This window comes from Marinobacter maritimus, from assembly GCF_007671675.1.
Classification (GTDB): domain Bacteria; phylum Pseudomonadota; class Gammaproteobacteria; order Pseudomonadales; family Oleiphilaceae; genus Marinobacter; species Marinobacter maritimus.
In genome coordinates this window covers 904,497-928,543 of sequence record NZ_VCGW01000001.1, presented here as the reverse complement: position 1 = coordinate 928,543, position 24,047 = coordinate 904,497, and the positions used below count along the sequence as shown (strand labels likewise).

Annotated in this window: 15 protein-coding genes, 1 pseudogene and 1 riboswitch; of the genes and pseudogenes, 13 read left to right on the top strand and 3 right to left on the bottom strand. The window is 49.6% G+C overall.

The window, feature by feature from the left end:
• The first annotated feature begins 18 nt into the window (after nt 1-18).
• The 5 genes from FFI90_RS04230 to FFI90_RS04210 all read left to right on the top strand — a co-directional run bounded on the left by FFI90_RS04230 (nt 19) and on the right by FFI90_RS04210 (nt 8,053).
• A complete protein-coding gene (locus tag FFI90_RS04230; RefSeq protein ID WP_144776659.1) occupies nt 19-2,655 on the top strand; it encodes a tetratricopeptide repeat protein in 2,637 nt (878 codons plus the stop codon).
• A 188-nt stretch (nt 2,656-2,843) separates the two neighbouring features.
• Nucleotides 2,844-2,928: riboswitch (cyclic di-GMP riboswitch) on the top strand.
• A gap of 37 nt (nt 2,929-2,965) precedes the next feature.
• A complete protein-coding gene (locus FFI90_RS04225) occupies nt 2,966-3,739 on the top strand; it encodes a DUF4114 domain-containing protein (RefSeq protein WP_144776658.1) in 774 nt (257 codons plus the stop codon).
• Nucleotides 3,740-3,857: 118 nt separating this feature from the next.
• Nucleotides 3,858-5,279 carry an exosortase/archaeosortase family protein gene (locus FFI90_RS04220; protein WP_144776657.1) on the top strand — a complete coding sequence of 474 codons (1,422 nt, stop codon included), beginning with the start codon at nt 3,858-3,860 and terminating at the stop codon, nt 5,277-5,279.
• Nucleotides 5,280-5,534: 255 nt separating this feature from the next.
• Nucleotides 5,535-7,196 (top strand): FAD-binding oxidoreductase, encoded by a 1,662-nt coding sequence (locus tag FFI90_RS04215; RefSeq protein ID WP_144776656.1) that lies wholly within the window; start codon nt 5,535-5,537, stop codon nt 7,194-7,196.
• Nucleotides 7,197-7,249: 53 nt separating this feature from the next.
• The gene (locus FFI90_RS04210; RefSeq protein WP_246123326.1) at nt 7,250-8,053 is read left to right on the top strand and encodes a PEP-CTERM/exosortase system-associated acyltransferase; all 804 of its coding nucleotides are present in this window, start codon (nt 7,250-7,252) and stop codon (nt 8,051-8,053) included.
• A gap of 133 nt (nt 8,054-8,186) precedes the next feature.
• Here the strand turns inward: FFI90_RS04210 and FFI90_RS04205 are convergent, their stop codons facing one another.
• The gene (locus FFI90_RS04205; RefSeq protein ID WP_144776654.1) at nt 8,187-9,017 is read right to left on the bottom strand and encodes a THxN family PEP-CTERM protein; all 831 of its coding nucleotides are present in this window, start codon (nt 9,015-9,017) and stop codon (nt 8,187-8,189) included.
• A gap of 478 nt (nt 9,018-9,495) precedes the next feature.
• Here FFI90_RS04205 and FFI90_RS04200 point away from each other — a divergent pair, with 478 nt between their 5' ends.
• A complete protein-coding gene (locus tag FFI90_RS04200) occupies nt 9,496-10,374 on the top strand; it encodes a CDP-alcohol phosphatidyltransferase family protein (RefSeq protein WP_144776653.1) in 879 nt (292 codons plus the stop codon).
• Between the two features lie 255 nt (nt 10,375-10,629).
• On the opposite strand, the pseudogene istB reads toward FFI90_RS04200, so the two are convergent.
• A pseudogene (gene istB, locus FFI90_RS04190) lies at nt 10,630-11,455 on the bottom strand (IS21-like element helper ATPase IstB).
• A complete protein-coding gene (istA, locus tag FFI90_RS04185; RefSeq protein WP_144776652.1) occupies nt 11,452-12,636 on the bottom strand; it encodes an IS21 family transposase in 1,185 nt (394 codons plus the stop codon). The pseudogene istB and the gene istA overlap by 4 nt, the downstream one beginning before the upstream one ends.
• Nucleotides 12,637-13,215: 579 nt before the next feature.
• Between istA and pth the strand changes: the two genes are divergently transcribed.
• The 7 genes from pth (at nt 13,216) to FFI90_RS04150 (ending at nt 23,881) form a co-directional block, all read left to right on the top strand.
• Entirely contained in the window at nt 13,216-15,042 is a 1,827-nt protein-coding gene (pth, locus tag FFI90_RS04180) for an aminoacyl-tRNA hydrolase (RefSeq protein ID WP_144776651.1), read from the top strand.
• Nucleotides 15,039-16,736, top strand: a complete 1,698-nt coding sequence (locus FFI90_RS04175; RefSeq protein ID WP_144776650.1) for an asparagine synthetase B family protein — start codon at nt 15,039-15,041, stop codon at nt 16,734-16,736. The genes pth and FFI90_RS04175 overlap by 4 nt, the downstream gene beginning before the upstream one ends.
• A 19-nt stretch (nt 16,737-16,755) precedes the next feature.
• Complete coding sequence (locus FFI90_RS04170; protein WP_144776649.1) at nt 16,756-18,288, top strand: hypothetical protein; 1,533 nt, start codon at nt 16,756-16,758, stop codon at nt 18,286-18,288.
• Nucleotides 18,289-18,369: 81 nt separating this feature from the next.
• Nucleotides 18,370-20,955, top strand: a complete 2,586-nt coding sequence (locus tag FFI90_RS04165; RefSeq protein WP_144776648.1) for an RIFT barrel domain-containing protein — start codon at nt 18,370-18,372, stop codon at nt 20,953-20,955.
• A 1-nt stretch (nt 20,956) separates the two neighbouring features.
• The gene (locus FFI90_RS04160; RefSeq protein WP_144776647.1) at nt 20,957-21,565 is read left to right on the top strand and encodes an acyltransferase; all 609 of its coding nucleotides are present in this window, start codon (nt 20,957-20,959) and stop codon (nt 21,563-21,565) included.
• Nucleotides 21,566-21,698: 133 nt separating this feature from the next.
• Complete coding sequence (locus tag FFI90_RS04155; RefSeq protein ID WP_144776646.1) at nt 21,699-22,925, top strand: phenylacetate--CoA ligase family protein; 1,227 nt, start codon at nt 21,699-21,701, stop codon at nt 22,923-22,925.
• Complete coding sequence (locus FFI90_RS04150; protein ID WP_144776645.1) at nt 22,922-23,881, top strand: glycosyltransferase family 2 protein; 960 nt, start codon at nt 22,922-22,924, stop codon at nt 23,879-23,881. Before FFI90_RS04155 ends, FFI90_RS04150 begins: the two co-directional genes overlap by 4 nt.
• Nucleotides 23,882-24,047 lie beyond the last annotated feature (166 nt).

The following is a 24,047-nucleotide window of genomic DNA, read 5'->3' as shown; positions in this document are numbered from 1 at the left end:
ATCAAGGAGCAGAAATACATGATCACAAAGCAAACAACCTTAAAAACATTTTCAGGTCTGGCGCTGGCGGGCAGCCTCCTGCTTGCAATGCCCCTGCTGACTGGTTGCAACAACAACACAGATTCGTCAGAAGCTACGTCACACGTCACCCGCGCGGAAACATACGCAGACCAGGGACAGTTCCGCTCCGCCCTGCTTGAACTCAAAAATGCCATCCAGAAAGACCCGAACAACGTGCAACACATCGTGCGCCTGGCAGATCTGTATCTGCAGGTAGGCGCTGCGAAAGAAGCCGCCGAACTCCTCGCCCCCTGGATGAACGAAAAACCTGAAGCCGTGGCGCTCACTCTCGCTCGCGCCTATGTGGAACAAGGTAAGCATCTTTCTGCAACAGAAACCCTCGCGCAGCAGACACCCAGCTCCCCCGAAGACCAGTTGGAGGCTTCTCTGATCCGGGCTGAGGCTCTGCGCAAATCCGGAGAGCTTGCCGAAGCTCTGGCACTTTACAACAACCTTGTCGCCAGCAACTCATCCAGCACAGAGGCGGTAACAGGTCTTCTTCAAACCCAGCTCAACCTCGGCAACACGCAACAGACTGAAGAGACTGCAGATGGGTGGCTTGCCAGAAATGAACAGGCACCAGAAGTTCTGTACTGGAAGGGCGTAGCTCAATATCGAGAGAATCAACTGGAACAAGCCGCTGCAACCCTGACAGATGCCGTGGGCGTACTCCCCACATCTGACCTTTTCCTGCCTATACGCCGCAATGTGCTTGCCACACTCTCCCGGATACTGACCGAACAGGGCAAGATTACCGAAGCCCAGATCTATAACCGGATACTGGCAGAAAACATGAATACCGGCGCACGGGAACAAGGCGAAGCCGTTATCGCAGCTCTGAAAGAGCGCAACTTTGAAGAGGCAAAAACAATTCTGCGTGACAGCCTCAAGCTGGATCCGGAAAACGAACAGGCAGCGATGCTGCTGGGCGCGATTTCCGCAGGCACCGGCGAGCTGGAAGAAGGCACTCAGCTGCTCACGGAAAACCTGGACCCGGAAACAGCCCCGACCCAATTCATCAGAGCCGCCACAATGGCTCAGATTAATACCGGAGATCGGGAAGCCGCCCTGAAAACCCTGGATCGTGCCATAAAAGCCCGCCCCAATGACAACGAACTTCTGGCCATGCATGGCATTCTGGCGCTCAGCCTTCCAGAGCATGAAAACGACGGTATAGCCAGCCTCAGCAAAGCCATCAGCAATGAACCCGAGCGTGTGCGCCTGCGGCTAGCACTGGCAAGGCACTACCTTCAGAACCAGCAGGCCGAGCAGGCACTCGGCCAGTTGCGAATGGCCTTTACCGCCAACCCTGCGGATTGGGCCACCACCAGCACTTATATGAATGTGCTGATTCAGCAAGGGGAAAAGCAGGAAGCCGGCGAAATCCGCGACTCTCTGATTAACGGCTACGGCGACCAGCCCCAGGCGGTTTTACTGGCAAGCCTCGCGGATGCCAAGCTGGGGAACCCGGATGAAGCCGTAACACGGCTTGAAAAGCTTGTGAAGGATAGCCCCGAATTGCAGGCACCCAAAGTTGCACTCGCAAGCCTGTATGCACAATCCGGAAAACGTGACAGCGCAGTTAAGCTTCTGGTAGAAGCAGCCACCATTACGCCGGAGGTTATCCGCCCCCTGCAGCAGGCCGCCCGAGTTTATGCGCTGGACCATACGATCGATGAAGCCAGGACCTGGCTGGCCGGTGTTGCCAAAGCCCACCCGGAACTTAAACAGAATACGGATACACTCATCGCGATAGTTGATATAAACCGAGGTGACCTGTCAGCCGCCAGAACAACGCTGTCACCGTTGAAAGATTCTGACTCCGCAACGGTAAAGCGCGCTTATGCTCTATTGTTGGTTGCTGAGGCTCAGGCCGCAGCGAGCAACAAGGAATGGTCTGAAGCCCGGGCCAAAGCTGCCGAAGCCATTGCCCTTGAGCCAGAGAATCTTGGGTTCGCGCTATTACCCGTGGGAATTGCACAGCAGAATGGCAAGTTAGAAGAAGCTCTCTCAGCGCTGGATGCAGTTGAGAAGACTTTCGGCGAAGTGACTGAAACCAGACTTTCCCGGGCCAAGTTGCTACAGCAACAGCAAGGCTCAGAAACTGCTTACGAATACCTTTCTGAAAGCTGGCAAGCCACCAGGGACATACAGCTGATGCCCTCCCTCCTTCGGCTGGCAAAAAACGAAGCCCCTGACTCTATGGACGGCCTGACAGAGAGCTGGCTTAACGAAACCCCGCAAAACCTGGCAGCACACCTGGCGAGAGCCGAGTGGCTGATGAACGATAATCAGGAAACGGCAGCAGCAAGCCACTATGAAACAGTTCTCGCCCAGCAGCCAAATAACGTGACTGCGCTGAACAACCTCGCCTGGGTGCTGCGCGAACAAAATTCCAACCGCGCAATGAGCCTCGCTCGACAGGCGAGTGAACTTGCACCCAACAGCCCTGCAGTTCTGGATACATATGGCTGGGTGCTTCACCTGAATGGAAATCACGCAGAAGCCAAAGCTGCCATAGAAAAAGCCCTTGCCCTGGCACCAGGCAATGAGGAAATAGAGGGACATCTTGAGGCGGTAAAAAAGGCGTTGTAAAAATATCCGACGCTAAAATAAAACGTATGCCAGGTAGAGGTCTGAGGTGTAAACATCTCAGACCTTTTTTAGTTTAAGTGTCGACTTACTTTACGACTCCACCAAAAATACCGACTAATTGGTTTTAAAAACAATAGCTTAAAATACTGGCACATAACCTGCATATGACAGCCGTAGGATCGGCAGTCCCGGTCGTATGCCAAACCATTCGTGAGAGTGGGACGGAAAGCCAAGGATCTCGAATTACAAAAATGAGACAGCCTGGTTGCGAGAAAAATGGATTTCAAAGTAGTCAACCGGAGAAGTACTTATGAAGTTTAAACTTATTGCCGCAGCTGTTGCTTTATCTGCCCTTGCCGCCCAAGCCCATGCCATTCCAGTAATGAACGATGGAGATGATGGCGCGGGAACTGGCCTGCAAGCACAGATTGATGCCATTACAGTGGCTCCGTCCTCCACACCTGGAACTTCCAGTGTCAATGTTAATTCAGACCAGCTGGATGACGGTTTAGACAGCTATTGGAGTATTACAGGCTCTGCCGGCAGCGTTACAACCTTTATTGTTGAGATTGCTGGCCAATCCAGCAGCAATACTTTTGGCATATACGATCGGGCCGACAAGACCAACTTTGTTGAACTGTTCAGTGGTAGCGATACCTCAAACGACGGGTTTAACAGCACGATTACACTCAGCATGCTGGCCGACGGATCGATTGGTCTTAACAGCGTTGACACGGGTAAGAACTTCGCTGGCAACCAGTTTGGTTACTATCTCGGCACGGCCAATGGCCCAACGTTCTATTCCGACAGCTCTCTGAATCAAGACAATTCAGATCAAATGGTTGCCCTTCAGGGTAATGGGCTTGATACAATCCAGATTCCTGGATTCGCGGCAGGCGTTTGGACAGACAACGAGTTTGTTCTGGCGTGGGAAGATCGCCTCTACGCCGGCTCAGACCAGGACTTCAACGACCTCGTCGTGATGGTAGAGTCTGTGCTACCTGTTCCAGAGCCCGGCACCCTGGCCCTTCTCGGCCTTGGCCTTGCAGGACTTGGTGCAGCTCGCCGTCGTCAGAAAGCCTGATTTTCGGTTGAGTAATAAATAGCCAGCTTCGGCTGGCTTTTTTAGTTCTGATTTTGAGTTTTATGTAAACGACATACACAGTATCCTGTCGATTGATAAGCAGTCTGGCGGACAAGCGATGTTAAGGAAAACATTAGACAACCTACCTCTCTCCAGGCCTTACCTGGTTGTCACTGCGATTGCTGTGCTGATTTTTTACCCCACCTGGATCAGACTTGCAGAAGCCTGGCTCGAATTTGAACAAGTGTTGGCACACGGTCTTGCAACCGCCATTATCTTCCTTGGCATATTGCTGATCCATCCGCCCGGCCATGTCGAAAGCCAGACCCAGCTCAAACCCTATCATTTTGCCGGCGCAGTTCTGTTAGTCTTAACAACACTGGTTTGGGGACTACTTGAACTGGTTCGCATCGATACCCTCTCCTATCTGCTGCTTCCAGCAGGAATGGTCGCAACTGCCTGGACTTTGCTGGGGCTGGCCAGAACACTGAAATTTCTCCCCTACGTTCTACTTCTATCACTTTCACTGCCGATCTGGGCAGACATGGTCCCGACCCTCGTAGATCTGGCAAGTGTTGTCGTCGGAAGCTGGGTAAGTTTATTCGGGATGACAGCCCTTATCGAAGGTAACAGCATAACCCTGCCCTACGGTCGCCTTCTCATTGCCGACGGATGCTCGGGGATACGCTATTTCGCCATTGCCATCTTGCTGGCAATGATGACCTCAATACTTAACGACTACCGCTGGCGCGGCTGGCTGATCACACTGTTGGGCGCAGCCCTACTGGGCCTGTTCGCCAACTGGGTGCGCATAACCATTCTGGTTGTTGTTGCTTACGAAACCGATATGCAGAGCGAGATGCTTGCAGATCACGAAACCATGGGCTGGATGGTCTTCGGTGCCTTCATCCTTCCGGCACTGTACTTTTCACCGGTTCGCAGACGCGCCACGGAGCAAAACCCGCCAGTTGGCGGCAACCTGGTCCACCGGAAAGGCCTGATTGCCATTGCAACTGCCCTCGTTCTTGGCCCGGTTGCACTTGTACTTGCTCATAACACAGCCAGCCAAAAACCGGACTGGGTAATCGACGTCCCCGAATTCCAGCGAGTCCAAACTGAAAAACTGCCATTACCAATCGCGCTTCCCGGAGACCTCAAGGAGCAGGTCTGGCAGTCAGCCGACCTATGGATATCATTCGCACAGAACCACAAAAGAAGTGCCGATGAAAAGCTCGTGCCCTACCTGCCGCAGTTGTTCGACAGATCAATCTGGCACATTGAAGAACAACTGGAGCCCGGCCTCCGGATTTATCGCAATATCCTCACCAGAAACAGGGTTCTTGTAGCTCAATGGTACAAGGTGGGTTCGCGCACCAGCTGGAGCTACCGCAACGCCAAGCTATTGCAGATACCTGCTGCACTTGCAGGCGAAACGCGATTTGCATTGATTACCATACAAGCATTCTGCAGCCCTCGGGACTGCGTGGAGGCGCTTACCCGGGTGCGGGCCACAGTAACCTCAGTCAAAGAACAGTTTTGACTACCCCTTCTTCTAGGTTAAAAACCAACCAATTTAACATTATTTAACAAAAATACACTTCACCAAATTCTTCTGATTCCCCTCCAACTAATTGTTTAAACGCCTGTTCTTTCACGCAGAGTGCTTTCACGTCGTTAACGATACGACATATTTTGTCAACCCTTTCTCTATTAAAATTGTCGCCAATATGACCATTGCAGCACAAAAATTTAATCTCGCGTTCATAAAAGTCACCGACAAAACCTGGAAGCGCCTGTGAGCAGTATTTCTATCGAGTCTGCAATTGCCGAATGGACAACAGTCCTGGGTGAATCCGGCGTAATCACGGCTCGCGCAGAAGACTTTGGTGTTTCCACAATCGGAACAAAGCGCTCCATTCCGGCCGTACTCCGCCCAGAGAACCAGGAACAGGTCGCTGCGGTTCTTCAGGTGGCGCAAAGGTGGCAGGTTGCAGTCTACCCCGTGAGCACAGGAAATAACTGGGGCTACGGCAGTGCCAACCCGGTCGCAGACGGCTGCGTTATTCTTGATCTTAGCCGGCTCAATCGTATTTCCGGTTTCGATACCGAAATGGGTGTAGTCACGGTCGAGCCAGGTGTAACCCAGGGTGCCCTCAGGGAGTTCCTCGATAGTCATGATGGCAACTACCTTGTTCCAGTAACCGGTGCAGGTCCCACCTGCAGCATTCTTGGCAACGCGCTTGAGCGGGGCTACGGCATCACGCCGATTACCGACCATTTTGCAGCGGTAACAAGAATAGAAGCGATTCTGCCCGACGGTACTCTCTATCGTACTCCGCTCAGCGAACTCGGTGGTACAGAAGTCGACGGGCTTTTCAAATGGGGTCTGGGGCCCTATCTCGACGGACTCTTCAGCCAGGGCAACTTCGGTGTGGTTGTAAATATGACCATCGCCCTTGCGCCAGTTCCCGACACAGTGACTGCATTTTTCTTTTCCACAAAAGACGATGACAAGCTGGAAGCGCTGGTGCCGACCGTAAGAGCAGTCTTACGCGCTCTCGGCGGTTCCGTTGTAGCGATTAACCTGCTCAACAGCCAGCGCATGCTCTCAATGATGGCACCCTTCCCCGAAGACAAAGCCGTTGATGGCGTACTCCCCGCTCATGAAGTTGAACATATTGCTAACAGCCATGGCGTTCCGGCGTGGAGCGGCGTAGGCGCGATTTATGCCTCTAAGGAAGTCGCCCGGGCGGCCAGGCGCACGCTACGACGGCTCCTTGGCCCAGTGACCGACCGACTCATTTTTATTAACCAGCGCAAAGTCGAGATGGCACAGACAATCGCCCGTTTAATGCCGGGCAGGCTGGCCACACGAGTGAAAGGCATGGCAGATACACTCGCCGGCGCCCTGGAAATCATGCACGGCACCCCTAATGACGTCGCTTTGGCGCTGGCCTATTGGCGTTCAGGCGTACTGCCCGCACCCGGGCAACCCAAAAACCCCGCACGGGATGGCTGTGGGCTCATATGGTTCGCGCCACTGGTTCCTATACGGGGCAAGGATGTTCGCCGCTATACAGATATGATTGAAAGGATCTGCCCGCAATATGGCATCAACCCGCTCATTACATTGACGACCGTAAACGATCGCTGCTTCGACTCGACTGTGCCCTTGCTCTTTGACCGCAGCAACGCAGATGCAACCGCAAGAGCGAACAACTGTTATCGCGCGCTCTTCGAAGCCGGGCAAAAAGAAGGCTTCCTGCCCTACCGCTTAAACATCGATGCAATGGGCATCCTCAATAGCGGCTCCGCGTTCTCAATGCTTGCAGGCAAGCTGAAAGCGGCAGTCGACCCACACTCCATCCTTGCGCCCGGTCGATATGTGCCGAGGGTCAATGCAAACCCAGAAGCAACACCAGAATCAACAAAAGTTCCGAGGTCTGATGAGCTGTAACCTCGACACACTCGGCATAACAGCTCCCTGAATGGGAATAGATGAGGATCAAAATGCAAACAGGCCAACAAACACACGAAGATGTCAGCACCATTTTTAACTCAGTATTCAATGTCCAGCTGGCGACGTCTCCGGAAGTGATTAACAAGGTTTATGAACTTCGATATCAGGTTTACTGCATCGATCGCCCTTTCGAGGATCCGAATTGCTTCGTCGATAAACGCGAACATGATGCATACGATCCAAGATCCGCTCACGCACTGATTCGTCACAACATGACGGGGGACAGCGTTGCTGCCGTTAGGCTCGTAATGGCTGGAGACAATCCCGAACAGGCTGACTTTCCCATGGAAGGCCACTGTGTCCATCGTATGGACCGGTCCGCACGGGAAGCAATTTCAGACGCACCCCGCCAGAAGATCGCCGAAATATCACGCATGGCGGTCAGCCGGGAGTTCCGGCGGCGACTCACTGAGGAAAAATCAGTCTCTGGCATCAGCGCGCCCGCATACTATAGTGATTCAGAAAATGGTAAGCGCGCGATGCCCTATATCAGCCTTGGACTTTTTTGCGCAATTCTCCAGATGTCGGTCAAACACGGCATAACCCACTGGATGGCGGTCATGGAACCTGCACAGCTGCGCTTGTTAAAGCGATTTGGGGTGGAGTTTGATCATGTGGGGCCAGTGATGGAGTATCACGGAAGCCGCCGCCCGGCGTTCACCGAAGCCGCATCACTGATCGAAGGCATGAGGAATCGTCGCCCGGATGTCTGGTCGCTGGTTACTGACGGTGGGCGATACCTGCCGGCGAAACCGGATAGCGGGTACGAGGGAAATCGGAGAGAGGTTGCCTGATCTGCACCTGAGCGATTCTGGAATGGCTTGAGTGTTTTTGGTTCAGGGAAAACCTCATACTGAAAAGCCCCCGCTTCTCAGCAGGGGCTTCTAATTTCAGCACTACCCTCTAAACGTTATGGCCGTTCAGATGTTATGCCTTAGCTGCTTTTTTCCTGCGTGACAGACTGAGGCCTGCAAGGCCAAGGCCCAGCAGTGCCAGGGTACCTGGCTCGGGAACATCTACAGCTGTAATACTGAACGAACTCTGGAATTCATTGGTGCCGCCCTCTGGTGTCAGCAGACCAACACAGTTATTACCAGCACCCGCCGCTGCACAGGCAGCGTCAGGCAAGACGCTCAAGCCCGCTAGCTCGAGGAAAACCGTGTAGAGGTAGTCCCCCTGAATGAACTGTTGTCCAGGGAGTGCTCCACCGGAAAAGTCGCCCAAACCTTCAATGCTAACAACGGTGAAAATGTCACCGCAAGGCGTGACGCCTCCATCGGCACAGGGTGTCACCGCATTCGGCGTTTCTGTGAATTTGGTGTTAAAGGTAATAGGAGGTAGAAACTCCGTATCACCTGGGTCGTTCGGAAACAGCGTCAGCGTGGAGGTCAGATCAAACGATAACAGCGTATCAAAAGTTGCGTTGATAGAGTTATTGGTATGGGTAAATACCCCGGTGTTGACGGCAGCGCCATTAGTGAACACTGGACCAGCAGTTGGATCTGGTGGTAAACCTACATCGTTAATTCCAACAGACGATCGATTCGCGGCGCCAACTCCACCCCATGAAATCTCCTGGTCAGCCACACTTTGGGAACCGACATTAGGCCCCCCTTTATTAGTGAATGTCGCACTATGTAAATCATTGTCAACCGAATAGTTCCAGGAGCTAATCGGTGCAGCCATCGCAGTTGCCGCGCCCAGCGCCAAAGGCGCAACGAGCGTTGATAAAAGCGTTCTCTTAAGGGATTTGCTCATTGTTATATCTCCTTGAAGGTGGACGCTGGCAACTGGGATTCAGGTCAGTCGGTCAGCGCTAGATGATTAAAGGCATCTTCCATGCCACGTACTTAAAACTGTTACCTATCAACAACGTGAAATAGTGTTAAATCAGATTTAGCTGATATGCAGTTGTAAGGTGTAAACATCTTCGACATTAGAGAAGCGTAAATATACCGCCTGAGGCGGTATGTGCTTTTAAGTGGTGCATCTGACAGAACCAAGAAGAACAAAAACTATTTAAAACGCCGTTTGATATCCATTTCAGGATTAAAAATGTACTTCAACAATAGACTAGCCTCCTGACGCGTAAATTTTGCTGACGCATTCAGAGCGTAGCGCTAATGATTACAAGAAGAAGGAGCCCTCACAGATCCTTGCTACACTGAAAGGATAAAACAAGTCGCTCTTGTAGCTCTTCAAATGGTTCAATATCCGAAAAGAAAGGACTCTTACAATGAATAAAGATAATGAGTTCAAAGCGCTAAAAGCACGTGAATGGTCTCTTTACGCAGAAAGAGGTGACTATTTCACGCGTTGGTTTGGACTACCCGTTTCACTTCGCATTACCCATTTGTATCTGGACTTGGGACTGAACGAAAACCATGCCTCGGCTTCAATGTTCATCACCGGCCTTATTGGAGCTGCATTGATGATCCTGGGGCCTTGGGGGATTTTTATAGGCGCCTCTTTTCTGGTACTGCACCACCTGTTTGACTACGTGGATGGCCAGATTGCGCGACATCACGGCCGCGCCAGCGTAAACGGCGCCGTGCTGGATCGCTGGAATCATTTCCTTGTAGAGTCAGCAACCTTTCCCTGCCTTGCTTTAGGTTTATATCTGGATAGTGGCCAGATCTGGCCTTGGATTGCGGTGTGGATCCTTTACATCTGGAACAGGTTTCGTGTTTTACTCGCCCAACTCCCGGCGAACATATTGTCAGAAGAATTATCACGGTATCCAGTGCTCGAACGTGAGATGATGCGTGCCAATCTTTCGAAGGTATCAGAGCAATCGGCGAGCCCCCGCCCCACAAACAATGAAAACGGCGATAGTGAGGAGAATAAAAAACCCAGATCCAGCATCAGATCCTATATTTCCCGCTTCCGAGTAGCGAGCACATCTTATAATGGCTTTACAATACTGCTTTGGTGTGGCGCGGCACTTGATCTCATTGCAGGGCACTTTTTTTCCTATGATGGCGTGATTGAGGCGGTCATTATCATTCTTGCTGTTTATTCCGTTCTTAACATTCTCGATTACTCCTGGACTTACATCCACTCAGACAGGGTTGCTTTGGAACTCTCTGCCCGGCTGAAAAGTTTCGCAAAGTGATAAGGCATGTCATACCTATAACCTATGTCAATTAGCCAGAATGAACCACCAACTTGGCGGTTATAACTTGGTACGGGAAGTCAGCCTTTTGCCAGCACGTTCAGCCATAATCCCCATGAGTGAACCATTACTGGCAGCGATCGCAGACAGTAAAGCAGACCGAGAAGTTCTCGCTTACCGTATACGTTTGAGCCTTGCGTTGATCATAACTGTGCCCATGTCAACAACAGCGAAGTTTGACCGCTTTTTATCAGTTTAGATTGTCCGGTTTTCATCAGTTTTCAGTGTCCGGTTTTGAGTGTCTGTGCCGTCACATTCCTCCTGTTGTTGAGTCGTACCGGGGACGATCCCGGCCTTGCGTTTGTCCTTCAGTCGGTAACTTTCACCCTTGATGTTCAGCGTGGTTGAGTGGTGCAGTAACCGATCCAGGATAGCCGTGGCGATGACCTGATCACCGAATACCTCGCCCCAGTCCATAAAGCTCTTGTTGGAGGTCAGGATGGTGCAGGCTCGCTCGTAGCGACGGTTGATCAGCCGGAAGAACAGGCTGGCTTCCTCCCGGGTCATGGGTAGGTAACCAATCTCGTCAAGCACCAGCACCTTTGGGTAGCTCAGCTGCTGAAGCTGACGGTCCAGTCGGTTCTCCTGTCGCGCTTTCATCAGGGTGCTTACCAAGCGATCCAAAGTCATGAACAGAACCCTGTGGCCAGCCTCAACTGCTTTTACGCCAAGGGCAACGGCCAGATGGGTTTTACCCACGCCCGGTGGTCCCAGCAGGATGACGTTCTCGTTGCGCTCCACGAACCCTAATCCGGGCAGGTCCCGGATCAGCTTGCGGTCAATGCTCGGCTGGAAGGTGAAGTCGAACTGTTCCAGGGTTTTGATCCACGGCAGCCTGGCCTGCTTGAGGCGCGTATCGAGGCCTTTCTGGTGGCGGCCACCCCATTCATTCCTGGGCCAGGGCCTGTTCGAGGAACTCCCGGTAATTCAGATCCTTCTTGCTGGCGTGTTCGCACAAGGTGTCCAGGGAAGCTTGGAGGTGGTCCATCTTGAGTCGGTCGAGGAGTTGGTCCAGGTTCATTGGAGTATCTCCTCATACACAGCGAGGCTCCGGTGCTGCACTGGCAGCACGTCTTGCCACAGCGGTTCGTGGTGTTCGGCCACGGTTTGCCAGCCCTGCTTGCGATCCACCATCCGGTGGCGCGCCACCTCCTGTCCCCGGATGTCGTAGACGGTGAGTTCTCCGTCCAGGCTGACTCGAATGGTCACCCGCTGCCCGCAGCACTCGGCCGGCACACTGTAGCGGTTGCCATGCACATCAATGTAGGCGTCCCAGCCAACATGTCGGACATCGTAATAGCGGGTATCGAAGTCCGTTTCGGGCCTTGGCAAAAGTTGAGGTTGCTCCTCCTGAAACCTCTCGGCCGGGGTCTGCCGGAAGCGCCTCAGCAGCCGCTGCTGAGCGTAGGTATTCAACCAGTGCTCCAGTAGCTGATTAAGGTGTGCGTAGCTGTCGAAGCTGCGATATCGCTGGAAGAAGTGGTGCTTCACATATCCGACCATTCGTTCGGTCTTACCCTTCGTCTTGGGCCGCTGGGGCCGACAGGCCTTAGCGACAAAGCCGTAATGGTTGGCCAGCTCCAGGAAGCCAGCATTGAACGTCACCTTGCCATCACGATCATGGCGAACCACGGCCGCCTTCTGGTTGTCCACCAGCACACTGGCCGGGACGCCGCCAAAGTACCGGAAGGCCTGCACCAGCGACTCATAGGTATGCTCGGCATCCTGACGTGGGCCCGCCCAGACATGGAAGTGTCGGGAATAACCCTGCACGTTCACCGCAATGTTGACGGTGCACAACCGGCCGGCCACCTCGGTGCGAATTTCGCCCCAGTCATGCTGGAGCTGTTTGCCAGGGTGCGTCTCGTATCGGACGGTTCGCTTGCTGGCTCGCAGGGGGCGCTTGGGCTGGATGTACTCACGAACCAGAGTGGATGAGCCGGCGTAACCCTGCTCGCGCAGCTGTTGGAAAATCACCTCTGCGTTCCAGACTTCATCGGCCAAATGCTGATCGATAAAGGGCTTGAAGGGGTCGAGCTTACTGGACCGGCGTGACTTCGGCCTACCTGTGGGAGGTGCAGGAAGCGCCAGATACCGACGCACCGTACGTTCTGAACAGCCAATCCGTTGGGCAATGTCCACGATGTGCGCCCCCTGTGCCCGTAGTTGCTTTATCATGTGAAAGTCCTCTCGCCTTTGCATGAGTCTTTTCCTTTCAGGTTTCGTCACCTTCAAGAAAAGGTCATGCGGGTCGGGTGGACAATCTATCCTGACAATTTACGGACTTTTAGCACTGCTGCTGACAGTCTCAACCGGAGTGATCATTGTCGTCCTCTGGCTGACGGCGACGGGGGGGGCTTGGAAGTTATAGCCTGGGTTAGAGGCTGGCTCTCTGTTGCAACCACGGTAGCGTTGCTGCTGATTCTGGAGCACCGAACGAGGCTCTCGCTAGTTAAGCTTCTCTTTCTGTGCATTCCCACTCCCGCAGGAACGTCGCTGGCAGTTGCCGCAACCCAGTCGTTAAATCTCTCGAACAGCCACCACTTTGTGCAATTTTTCTTTCTTGGGACCTACACCTTGCAACTGCTCCGCTCAGCATCGGCGCTGTGGGTATGTTCCTGCTTAAAGGTACGGACGAATGGGGACAGCTGCGCTATTTGTTCAGTCAAGCCCGTGGAAGATAACAGCCCAGAGCGTACGATTGAACAAATCAAGGATGGACTGGAGTTTACTTTTTTACCCTGCTAAAAATGAGGGAATAACCCAAGGAGCAAAAAATCAATGATCCGTCGTGTTCAACAGATGACATCAAACTACCTATACAAGTGGCTACGCTCCGGTTTGCACCTTTTCCGGTTCTGGTCGGCGTTTATCTATAGCAAAAAACTAAAAAAAACCGTGTGCTTCGTAGGCATCACCGGAAGCGCAGGCAAAACCACCACCAAGGATATCTCTGCAAACATTCTTCGTACGGCGGGTGAATGTTTCAATACCCCCGGGACTGAGAATTATTCTCACAGCATTGCCAAGCTTTTGCTCAAGGTACGCCCTCGCCACCGGTTCTGTGTTCTCGAGTGTTCTGGCGGTGAGCCAGGTGAGCTGAACAAGCCGCTTAGATTATTTGCCCCGAACATAGCCGTACTGACTCTGATTGCACGGGATCACTTCAAGGCATTCAAGAGCCTGGAGGCAATAGCAGAAGAAAAAAGCAAGCTTGTTTCGGCGTTGCCCATCGACGGCGTAGCAGTCCTAAACATTGACGACCCGCTCGTCAGGGCCATAGGTGAGAGCTGTAACCGCAAAATTATCTGGGTAGGAAAAGCGGACGGCGCCACTATTAGACTCCTTTCCGCACGATCCAAGTGGCCAGAGCCACTGACCCTTGAGGTCAAATATGAAGGGACAACTTACCAGGTACCAACAAGCTTCCATGGAAAACAGCTAGCCTTGTCAGTACTTTCAGCTTTGGGGGTTGGTTTAGCCGCAGGGATACCACTAACGAGCGCTATATCTGCTGTCGCCGAAGTGAGGCCGGCAGAGGGCAGGATGGAAGTTGTTTCGAATGAGAAAGACTTCACGTTCTTACGAGACGACTGGAAAGCACCCCATTGGTCGTTCTCGGCACCTCTCGAATTTATGGCCGAAGCAGACGCACGAAGAAAAATTATTATTATCGGGACGCTTTCTGATTACTCTTTATCCGCATCCAAGCTCTATCCCAAGGTAGCCAGGCAGGCACTTGAAGTTGGTGATATTGTTATTTTTGTTGGACCTCACGCACCGAGGGCGGCTAAAGCAAAACGCGATACAGGCGCCGAGAACCTGCATGCATTTACCGAGATACGCGAGGCGTCGGCATTCTTAAACGCTCTCCTTGAGCCGGGCGACCTTGTACTTCTGAAGGGCTCCAACAAAGCAGATCATCTGGTACGGCTGATGTACAACACACAAAATCCCGTTGGTTGCTGGGCCAATCAATGTGGAGTTGCGAACTTTTGCTGTGACTGCCCAAGATTGTATAAACCGATGCCCGCCAGTGCTGCTATTATCCCGTTAGCTGGAAACGATTCAGGACGGAAAGTAATCGTAGGGTTGGGCAATCCAGGCTCCAGCTATGAGAACACGCCGCACAATGCCGGATATAGGGTGCTTGATCGGATGGCTACAAGGATGAACGGGCTGTGGGTTAGCTTTGCCGAGGGGGCGGTTTGCGAAGTAGATATTGCGGGGGAAACGGTAAGTCTGTTCAAGCCAGCGGCACAAATGAACCACAGTGGTCCGTCAACGCGGCAGTTCCTGGATCGTATGGGCACGGCTATAAACGACTGCCTGGTTGTTCACGATGAAATGGATTTAACTCTTGGCCAGGTGAAGCTGAAACAGGGCGGAGGCGATGCAGGCCACAAAGGTTTGAAGTCGCTGGTTGCTTCGCTTGGTTCCCATGAGTTTAAACGAATGAGAATAGGAGTGAGGCGTCCCGACAATACGAACGCCGCGAAAAACTCGGTCCTGCAGCCTTTTTCGGACTCTGACGAGACGGCTTTAGAACCAAGTGTTGATCGAGCGGTAGACATCCTGCTGAATGACGTGGCAGGCTCAGCTCTATGAAATCAACTTCTTTTTTGATAAAAACAAACGCTAACCGAAAAAACGTATCCAACCTTTACTGTGTTTACTCCGATTCGTTCTGCTCACTTTACATACGAGTTTACAACACGAATCATATTCAATTCATCTGTGACGAAGAAGGTTTTATAGTTTATGTGGGAGAAAAAACTAAAGTTTCGCTTTCAAGTGAAACGATTGGAAGCCCAGGCCAAGGTACACTTGTAAAGTACAACAAGACTTCAAAAAAAATAACAATCGATACTGACCGATTAGGTACAGCGCTTCTTTATTACAGTAGGGATCATAACGATAATCTAGAGATATCCAATCGTCTCGACAACCTGACGCTTACGGGAAAGGCCCCGAACTGGCCGTCGATTCAACAATATCTAAATACTGGATATACAATTGGTTCCAGCACTTTTTTTCAAAAAATTGAACAAACTCTTCCCAACGAAAACTTAACAGCGTGCAGTGAAGATTCATTTCAAATCAAGCGAACGGCACCGGAGCCAGCAGGCTTAAACGTGACATACACCATAGACCAACTGGTGGATGAGATCGCGTCACGACTCTCAATCGTATTGCAGGAACTCCCTTCATCTGTGCTCATGATGTCAGCCGGATGGGATTCTCGCACGCTCCTTATGACCGGGCCAGAGAACTATCACACGGCCTATACACACGGCGACCTCTCCAGTAGAGAAATATCCATAGCTCGTACTCTCACCGGTAACTTTCGAATGGATCATACATTTTCTGACATCAGGAATCTGGACCTATCAGAAGACTTACTCCAACGTATGCTGGACGAGCTTGGCTTTTGCATCTTTCCCGTGTGGTATATTGCTGGTCAGCGGGCGCATGAAATCCATAATGCTCCGCTATCAAGCGGTGTGTTAGGTGAGCTTCTCGGAGGTCACTACGGGGTACTCAGCATGGGGACCAGATTTCAGAAAATCCTAGCGTCAGCATCACTGGTAAATGATAACCTGGTCCGTAACGGCCAGTTTAAAAAGGCACTTGAACGTTTTACTACGCCGCCTACTCATCACTGGTTTCTATCAGCTGAAGGGCATAACCGTTTCGCTGAATCCGCGAATACCACCAAGGATGTAATGCGTAATCGATTAGACGCCACTTACCAGAAGGCCGGAGATTGGCAAAGCGCGATAGAAACATTCAATATGGAGCACAGAGCGCGCCAATACATTTTGAAACAAGCTCAGGCAGCGTCTTGCACCTCAGGTTACATTGCGCCATTTGCCGACGACGAATTAGCAAAAATCTCTCAACTAATACCCTTTGGTAACAGAGTGCATAACAAATTAAATCAACGAGTATTAAGAGCACGGAATCCGGAATTACTTAATTATTCGATGGCCGCAACTCTGTTACCCGCAAAATATCCAATACTTCTTCAGGAGTTTTCTAGAGCAGCTCGAATAACTCTTGAACAAGCGCGAAAGTTAATGAAATTGACTCAACCAAGATTGGGTTGGTTTAACTATCAACATTTATACCAAAGCAATGTTTTAAATGAAGTAATTGACAGTCTCAACTCTCCCATTTTGGACAAATCACGGATGCGAAATATCATCGAAGAAAACCCAAAAAATGGTATTGATGCAGGTTCAACATTAGACATGATGTGCAAAATAAAAACTATCGACTATTATCTTAAATTGAATTAAAAATTATTGGACCTTTAAAATGATAAGAAAAAATTTTGATAGTGGACTACCTCGTTTAGGTTGGATTAGTTATATAGAAAAAACGTCTCTTTCGGTAACTGTTCTACATGGCGCTGATGTTGAATTAGCGGATAACTTTATCGTCGAAGGTGTTTGGGACGGTGATTTCAAACTAGGTAATTTTAATTGTGCAGAACATTTCTTTGGTAGTGGACTCATCGTACAAAACGACGGGGTTTTGCTAGTTCCATCAACGGCACTGGTAGATAAGTTGTTTTTTTGTGAAGACGGTGAATATTTTTTTGCTTCAAACAGTTTAGTGTGTTTGTTAGCATATCTTGGTGCAGAATTAGACCCCACCCATAATTACAAAATACAGTCCGATAACATTATGATGGGTATAGATCGATACGATTCATCATTTCCCATATTGCATAATAAAATAAAATTATTCGAACAATTATTCTACTTTGTCGTCAAAATTACGAAGAACGGATATAAACGACAACATATAGATAGGAAACACGAATTCGAAAATTACTCAGCTTATTACGATACTCTGCGGGAAAAATTGAAAGATATTCGCAGAAATTCGTGTAGCCCGGATCGAAAAAAATCATTCCTTGCATACACAACTATATCACGTGGCTATGATTCAACCGCTGCAACTGCGCTTACCCACGACCTCGATATTAATAAGGCATTCACCAGTCGAAAGTCAAGCTCTGCGTTTTTACCTTGGATGAATCCTGGTGCTGCTGTAGACGACGGCACTGACATTGCCCGGCAACTTAAGCTAAAAATTTCCTATCTTGATTACGTAGAAAAAGATATTGGCGACGATGAGACGTTGTTCATCTGTCCCACTCCAGCAGAGCCTGAAATTGTGTTTTATAAAGCTTATCAGGAACTTGGTAAAAATGAAGTCCCATCGATAGTATTTACAGGTTACCATGGTGATGAACTTTGGAATCGAAATTTAAGTCCACAAAACTTAAAACGAAATATAATTCGAGGTGGCGTTTCAGGCATAAATTTGGGAGAAGCTAGGCTTGAGTCTGGTTTTATAAACATCCCCATACCATTTATGTACGCCCGAGAGGTTTCAAGCCTTCATTCTATATCTAACTCAGATGAATTGGCTCCATGGTCCACCGGCGACGACTATGACCGGCCAATCGCGAGACGTGTAGTAGAAGATCAAGGAATTCCTCGAGAAGCCTTCGGAAGCAGAAAAAAAACAGTAATAAATTTCTACAACAAACCAAAAAATAAGCTACTGCGCAAACAATTTTATAAATTTTTAGAAGAAGAGTATGGTCTTGGAAAGTCCCATTGTATATTATCCTCAAATGTGGATACTTTAATTTTCTATAGTAAAAAACTTCTAAATCTATTTGCTCCTGCTCTCGGCATTAAAAGCCAACCTCTACTTACAATAAAAAGCCTTGACCTTCCTTATAAAATGTATTTTTGGGCTGTTAAATATGAAGTAAACAAAAAGAAAAGCTCGTTAAATAATATCTGGCAAGACAATGAAAGAATTAATTAATAAACCTCCAATATAAAAAGTCATTTAAAAACCAGAGAACAAGTTGTCAAGCAAACAGGAAGTTAGGTAGCCAACAAATTCATGAAAAATATAGCCATTCGACTTGAAGAAAAAAAAGGTGTTACTCGTATTAATGAGCCAGTAAGCCTTGGCATACCGCTCCCCAAAGGGGCGATAAAAGCAATCCACGAGCTTGCAGTTATAGATGGCCATGAAGCGATCAACGTGCAACTTACTCCCCTCGCACTTTGGCCAGACGGCAGCTTTCGGTGGGTTTATGTTAGCTTTTTGGCCAACCTGAACTCCGGGCACGAGAAGGATCTGTTGCTTACCAAGTTAGAAGCTCCTTTGCCTTCCGGCCCAAAGCTTGCGATTGAAAAAACCGCCGACAGTCTGGCTATCCACACCTCAACCGGGCGAGTGGTTCTAAGAACTGACAGTCTGAGCTGGAGAATTGCTCAACAAGATAGCTCAGGTATTCCATCATCTGTAACCCTGACCGATAAAAACGGCCTGCCCTGTTTGGTCAAAGCCGAAACCAGCTGGGAAATCACTGATGAGGGCCCGGTTTTTGTTACGGCATCGTTGGCTGGTCAATGGCTGAAGCAGAGTGGCAAAACGCTCGCGCGCTTTGAATGTGAACTTAGAGTTTTTCTGGAAACCAGCATCGTTCAGGTTGAGTTGAGAACCCATAACCCAAAACGTTCCCAGCACTCGGGGGGGCTGTGGGACTTAGGCGACCCAGGTTCAGTTTACTTTCGCGAGTTGGCAGTAGAAACAACGCTCCCAACCAATAGCGTTGCGCACGTTTCACCACAGACAACCGATCAGATATCGGAGGTGGCACGACTTACTGAGTTCAACCTGTATCAGGACTCCAGCGGCGGCGAAAATTGGCAGAGCAGTAACCATATCGATTGTAGCAGCGAAACTAGCACTCAATTCTGTGGGTACAGACTCTCTGACTCGTCTGGGGTGCTGCTTGACGGCAAACGCGCTAATCCGCTGATCAGTATCGAACAGCAAGGCATCAATCTGGATATCGCTGTACCAGGATTTTGGCAAAACTTCCCCACCAGTTTGCGAAAGGAAGAAAACAGATTGACCGTTGGGCTGTTCCCGAAAGAAGCAAAGAACGCTTACGAGCTGCAAGGTGGAGAACAAAAAACACTCCGTCTTTTAATGGCGTATGATTCCGGAAGCGACGTCGCAGCCACGGCATATACACCTCTCGTACCCGTGCTATTTGCACAATGCTATGAGCAAGCCACGGCCCTGCCCTGGTTCAAGGCCAATTCACAACGCAGCGACCTTGACCAGCTGATTGAGCATGGCGTTAACGGCAATTCAAATTTTTTTGTCAAACGTGAAATTATTGATGAGTTTGGCTGGCGCAATTTTGGTGAAATTTTTGCCGATCATGAGTCGCTTTATCAAGGTGACGGTGAGCCACCATTCATCTCTCACTACAACAACCAGTACGATCCTATTTATGGCTTTGCGAGGCAGTTCGCCCACACCGGCGATCAGCGTTGGTTTCAGTTAATGGACGATTTAGCTCGACATGTAACCGATATAGATATTTACCATACCGTTGAAGATAGAGCGGAATATAACAACGGTCTATTTTGGCATACAGACCATTACCTGGATGCCAAAACGGCAACTCATAGAACGTTTTCGCGTCACAACGATGTGAGCTCAACTCCTGGTCAGACAGGAGGCGGGCCTGCTGAGGAACATTGCTACTCAACCGGGCTTCTCTATCACCATTTTTTGACCGGCAATCGTCAGTCACGTCAGGCTGTTCTTGATCTGGCCAAGTGGATGTCAGCGCTGCATGAAGGGCAAGGCGGGCTGCTTGAGCAAATCCTTGCTCTGAAGAAAACAGAAATTCGCATTCTGAAAAAAATGACCCGTGGTGTCTATGTCTCCACTCATCGGTATCCCTTTAACCGTGGGACCGGTAATTACATCAACACATTATTGGATGCGTCGATTCTCGATAGTAACGGCCCCTGGCTAAAGCAGGCAGAAAAGGTAATCAGGAGCACCATTCACCCGGCAGATGACATCGTAAAAAGAAACCTGCTGAATGTAGAGGCGGGCTGGTCCTACCTCGTACTGTTAGCCAGCATCTTCCGGTATCTTTATGTTAAACGGGAGTTGGACGAAATCGATGAACCATACGAATTTGCCAACAGTTCACTGCTGCATTATACCCGTTGGATGCTTGATAACGAGCGCTCCTTCATGGCGGATAAATCACAACTTGAATTTGCGAACGACACCTGGATCGCCCAGGATATTCGCAAAGCAATGCTGATGTTTCAGGCGTCGGAACTGGATTACGGGAATGCTATTAAGTACTGGAGAGCCGGTCAAAAGTGGCTTGAGAACGTGACAGCAACGCTCCAATGCAGCGATGAGGCACACCTCACACGCGTATTAGTGATTCTAATGCAGAATCACGGCCCACAGACGCTGACCAAACCAGAACTGACACAAGCAGAATGCTTGGGTAATCTGAGTCGCAATTGGGCGCCGCCCGTTATGACCTATAGACTGCTGATAGCACGAATTGGCCAGCGACTAATTCGTGCGCTACTAACTTTTAGGCCATCGCGCGAGATAACGTGGCTGAATACGCGAATGGATCGATCCTGAAATGCGTCAAAAATTAAAAAGAACGATCAAATCATTTTTCCTGCTGCTAGCTACACCACTCTATGCGGCATGCCTTTTATTCAGCTTCTTCGGGAATCCAGACGGAACGTTCCAGTCGTTCTCGCAAGCATTGAGCCTGATACCAGGCAAATTCGGTATCTACACGCGTGCTGCGTTCTATCGACTCGCCTGCGTGGAAACCTCTGATGATATTCTTGTTGGCTTTCTTACGGTATTTTCTCATCCGGATACCACGATTTGCAAAGGCGTCTACATTGGCCCCAACTGCAATATTGGAAAATGCACAATCGGAGACAACACACTACTCGGTAGCGGCGTCCATATCCTAAGTGGTAATCAGCAGCATAATTTTAGCGACACTGAGTTGCCAATTCAGCAGCAAGGTGGCGAATATACCAAAGTGAAAGTCGGAGCAGACTGCTGGATAGGAAATGGCGCAATTTTAATGGTAGGTGTCAGTGACAAGTCTATCGTCGCCGCCGGTTCGGTGTTAACTCGCACTGTAGAAGAGCCAGGTGCTATTTGGGGCGGCAACCCCGCCAAAAAAATCGGCATGAGGTATACAAAGGAAAGTGGAGGCGCCGTTTAAAATGAAATTCGCAGAAAAATTGTACTTCCACTCTCCTCCACTAATTCAGAACCTGATGATCTCGACGTATGGGCATCTACTTTATCAAAAGCGATATCAGGGGCTATACCATGAAATATGTAAAGAGCTTGAGATGGCCAGAGAACTGAGCACAGCAGAAAAAAGGGCTTCTCAGGAAGAACGTCTTCACCAAATGGTAACCTACTGCTACGACCAGATTCCTTATTATCAAAAGCTATTTTCGGAGCATGGGCTACGCCCAAGCGATATTACACAGATTGAAGATCTAAAAAAGCTGCCGGTCTTGAATAAGCGGACAATAATAGAGCAAGATCGTAACTTTCGACCCAAAGACTCTGCAAAACCTTTCATGATTCAACGAACAAGCGGTAGCACTGGCACCCCATTGGCACTGCAGGTTGATGAGCGGACTTATAAATTGGCTATGGCGTTGCTGGTCGAGCACGAAGAACGGCACGGTGTCGCTTTTGGCGCAAGGCGTGCTACCTTTGCCGGCAGAATGCTCAAATTGGCCGACGACATGAGACCGCCTTTTTCACGCTTCAACCGGTCCGAAAACCAGCGATTGTTTTCCAGCTACCATATTAATGACGAGACATTTCCCCACTATAGAAATGAATTGGACAACTTTCAGCCTGAAGAGCTGATCGGCTACCCATCAGCAATCTATGATTTAGCGATCCACTACCTTAAGTCTGGTTGCAAGCCGGGGTTCCAGCCAAAAGTCGTTATTACGAACTCAGAGACACTCCTTCTTTGGCAGCGTGAAAAGATTGAATCTGTGTTTGAATGTGCAGTGTGCGATTACTACGGAACTGCCGAGTATGTGATGTTTGCCGGACAAGATAAAACCGGAATCTACCAGCCAAATTCTGTCATTGGCATTACCGAAGTTCAAATAGATTCAGGCTCACAGGATACCGGCAGATTGCTCGCGACCTCGCTGACCAACAGGCAAATGCCACTACTGCGATACAACCTTGGCGATACGGCAACACTAGCAGACACTTCTGAAGAAAACAGCGGTACGCCGGGGTTAAAATCTATAAACGGCAGGATCGATGATTACATCGAAACAATCGATGGGCGCCTTATCGGACGCATTGACCACATATTCAAAGGTGTCGATGGCGTTCTGGAGGCCCAGGTTGTTCAAAGCCAACCGGGTTACGCTACTGTAAAGCTAGTGAAAGACTCGGCTGCCGAATTCAATGAGAACATTCTTATTACCAACTGCAAACAAAGGCTCGGGGACGATTTTCAGGTAGCTTTTGAATACGTGCCCGAAATCCCGCGTGGTCGTAACGGAAAATTTCGCTCGGTGGTTAGAGAAAAATGAATGAACAAAAAAAAACAGAGAGTGCTTCGCCCTTTTTCTCTATCGTGATACCGGCCTATAACGAAGAAGAGCATATTGGCTCATGCCTTCAGTCTATTTTTAACTCTGACTACAACAGCACCCAGTATGAAGTGATCGTTGTGGATAATGGGTCTCAGGATCGGACCCATGAAATTGCCGTTAACTCCGACGGGGCGAGGGTGTTCCAGTTGCTGGAGGGGAATGTCGGTGCTGTCCGAAATTGCGGCGCAGCCCAGGCCCGGGGACAAATACTCATTTTCATTGATGCTGATTGTCTTATGGATAAAAACTGGCTCAGGAGGGCTGAACAGCTAATTAAAGACCGCCCAAACTGTGCTTATGGGGGCGGGGCTAAGCTACCCAGTAACGCAACATGGATCGAGAAATCTTGGCTATTGGAGAGCAATGGTAAAACTACTTTGCCGAAACATCTAATCGGTGCAAGTACAATGATATCCAAAGACCTTTTTTTAAAAGTAAACGGTTTTGATGAATTAGTGACATCGGGAGAGGATACAGATCTACACCGTCGACTTACTTCGAAAAACGTACCTGTTCATATTAACCATGTCTTGAATGTTACACACTTAGGTAATGCGAAAACCGTCTCCCAATTCATAAAACGACAAATATGGCACTCCGAAAACTATTTAAGCGACCTAAAAACTTCCATTACGGATCCCATATTTCTTGTAACAATAACCTTTATCCTTTCCTTCTTTTTTTTCATTTTATGTACTCTATTTTCATTAAGTACATATGCAATCTTCACTAGCCTATCACTATGCATTTTCTTGCCCGCTTTGCTTTCCTTTAAGCGAATGTCTCGGGCGGGTTATTACACCCTAATGCCAGACAGGCTAACCCAAATATACACTCTAGACTTACTCTACTTAATTAGTAGAAGTATCGGTTTTGCAAAAGGGTTTAGATGACTAAGTGGCCAATCGTTAACTGACGCTAGTCTGATCGGAAAATTTTTGGCAACCCACCGTCGCAATCGGAGTCTGAAGGGCCTTTTACTGCTCCAATTAGCTGGATTCCGTCGAAATTGCCAATTGGTTAACGAGAACGGGAGGAATGGCTATCATAGTCCCACCA

Excerpts from the sequence above, each read along its gene's own strand:
- FFI90_RS04225 (WP_144776658.1), top strand. The coding sequence starts at position 2,966 with ATGAAGTTTAAACTTATTGCCGCAGCTGTTGCTTTATCTGCCCTTGCC.
- FFI90_RS04155 (WP_144776646.1), top strand. The coding sequence starts at position 21,699 with ATGGCCAGAGAACTGAGCACAGCAGAAAAAAGGGCTTCTCAGGAAGAA.
- FFI90_RS04220 (WP_144776657.1), top strand. The coding sequence starts at position 3,858 with ATGTTAAGGAAAACATTAGACAACCTACCTCTCTCCAGGCCTTACCTG.
- FFI90_RS04165 (WP_144776648.1), top strand. The coding sequence starts at position 18,370 with ATGAAAAATATAGCCATTCGACTTGAAGAAAAAAAAGGTGTTACTCGT.
- pth (WP_144776651.1), top strand. The coding sequence starts at position 13,216 with ATGATCCGTCGTGTTCAACAGATGACATCAAACTACCTATACAAGTGG.
- FFI90_RS04210 (WP_246123326.1), top strand. The coding sequence starts at position 7,250 with ATGCAAACAGGCCAACAAACACACGAAGATGTCAGCACCATTTTTAAC.
- FFI90_RS04205 (WP_144776654.1), bottom strand. The coding sequence starts at position 9,017 with ATGAGCAAATCCCTTAAGAGAACGCTTTTATCAACGCTCGTTGCGCCT.
- FFI90_RS04170 (WP_144776649.1), top strand. The coding sequence starts at position 16,756 with ATGATAAGAAAAAATTTTGATAGTGGACTACCTCGTTTAGGTTGGATT.
- FFI90_RS04230 (WP_144776659.1), top strand. The coding sequence starts at position 19 with ATGATCACAAAGCAAACAACCTTAAAAACATTTTCAGGTCTGGCGCTG.
- istA (WP_144776652.1), bottom strand. The coding sequence starts at position 12,636 with ATGCAAAGGCGAGAGGACTTTCACATGATAAAGCAACTACGGGCACAG.
- FFI90_RS04175 (WP_144776650.1), top strand. The coding sequence starts at position 15,039 with ATGAAATCAACTTCTTTTTTGATAAAAACAAACGCTAACCGAAAAAAC.
- FFI90_RS04200 (WP_144776653.1), top strand. The coding sequence starts at position 9,496 with ATGAATAAAGATAATGAGTTCAAAGCGCTAAAAGCACGTGAATGGTCT.
- FFI90_RS04150 (WP_144776645.1), top strand. The coding sequence starts at position 22,922 with ATGAATGAACAAAAAAAAACAGAGAGTGCTTCGCCCTTTTTCTCTATC.
- FFI90_RS04160 (WP_144776647.1), top strand. The coding sequence starts at position 20,957 with ATGCGTCAAAAATTAAAAAGAACGATCAAATCATTTTTCCTGCTGCTA.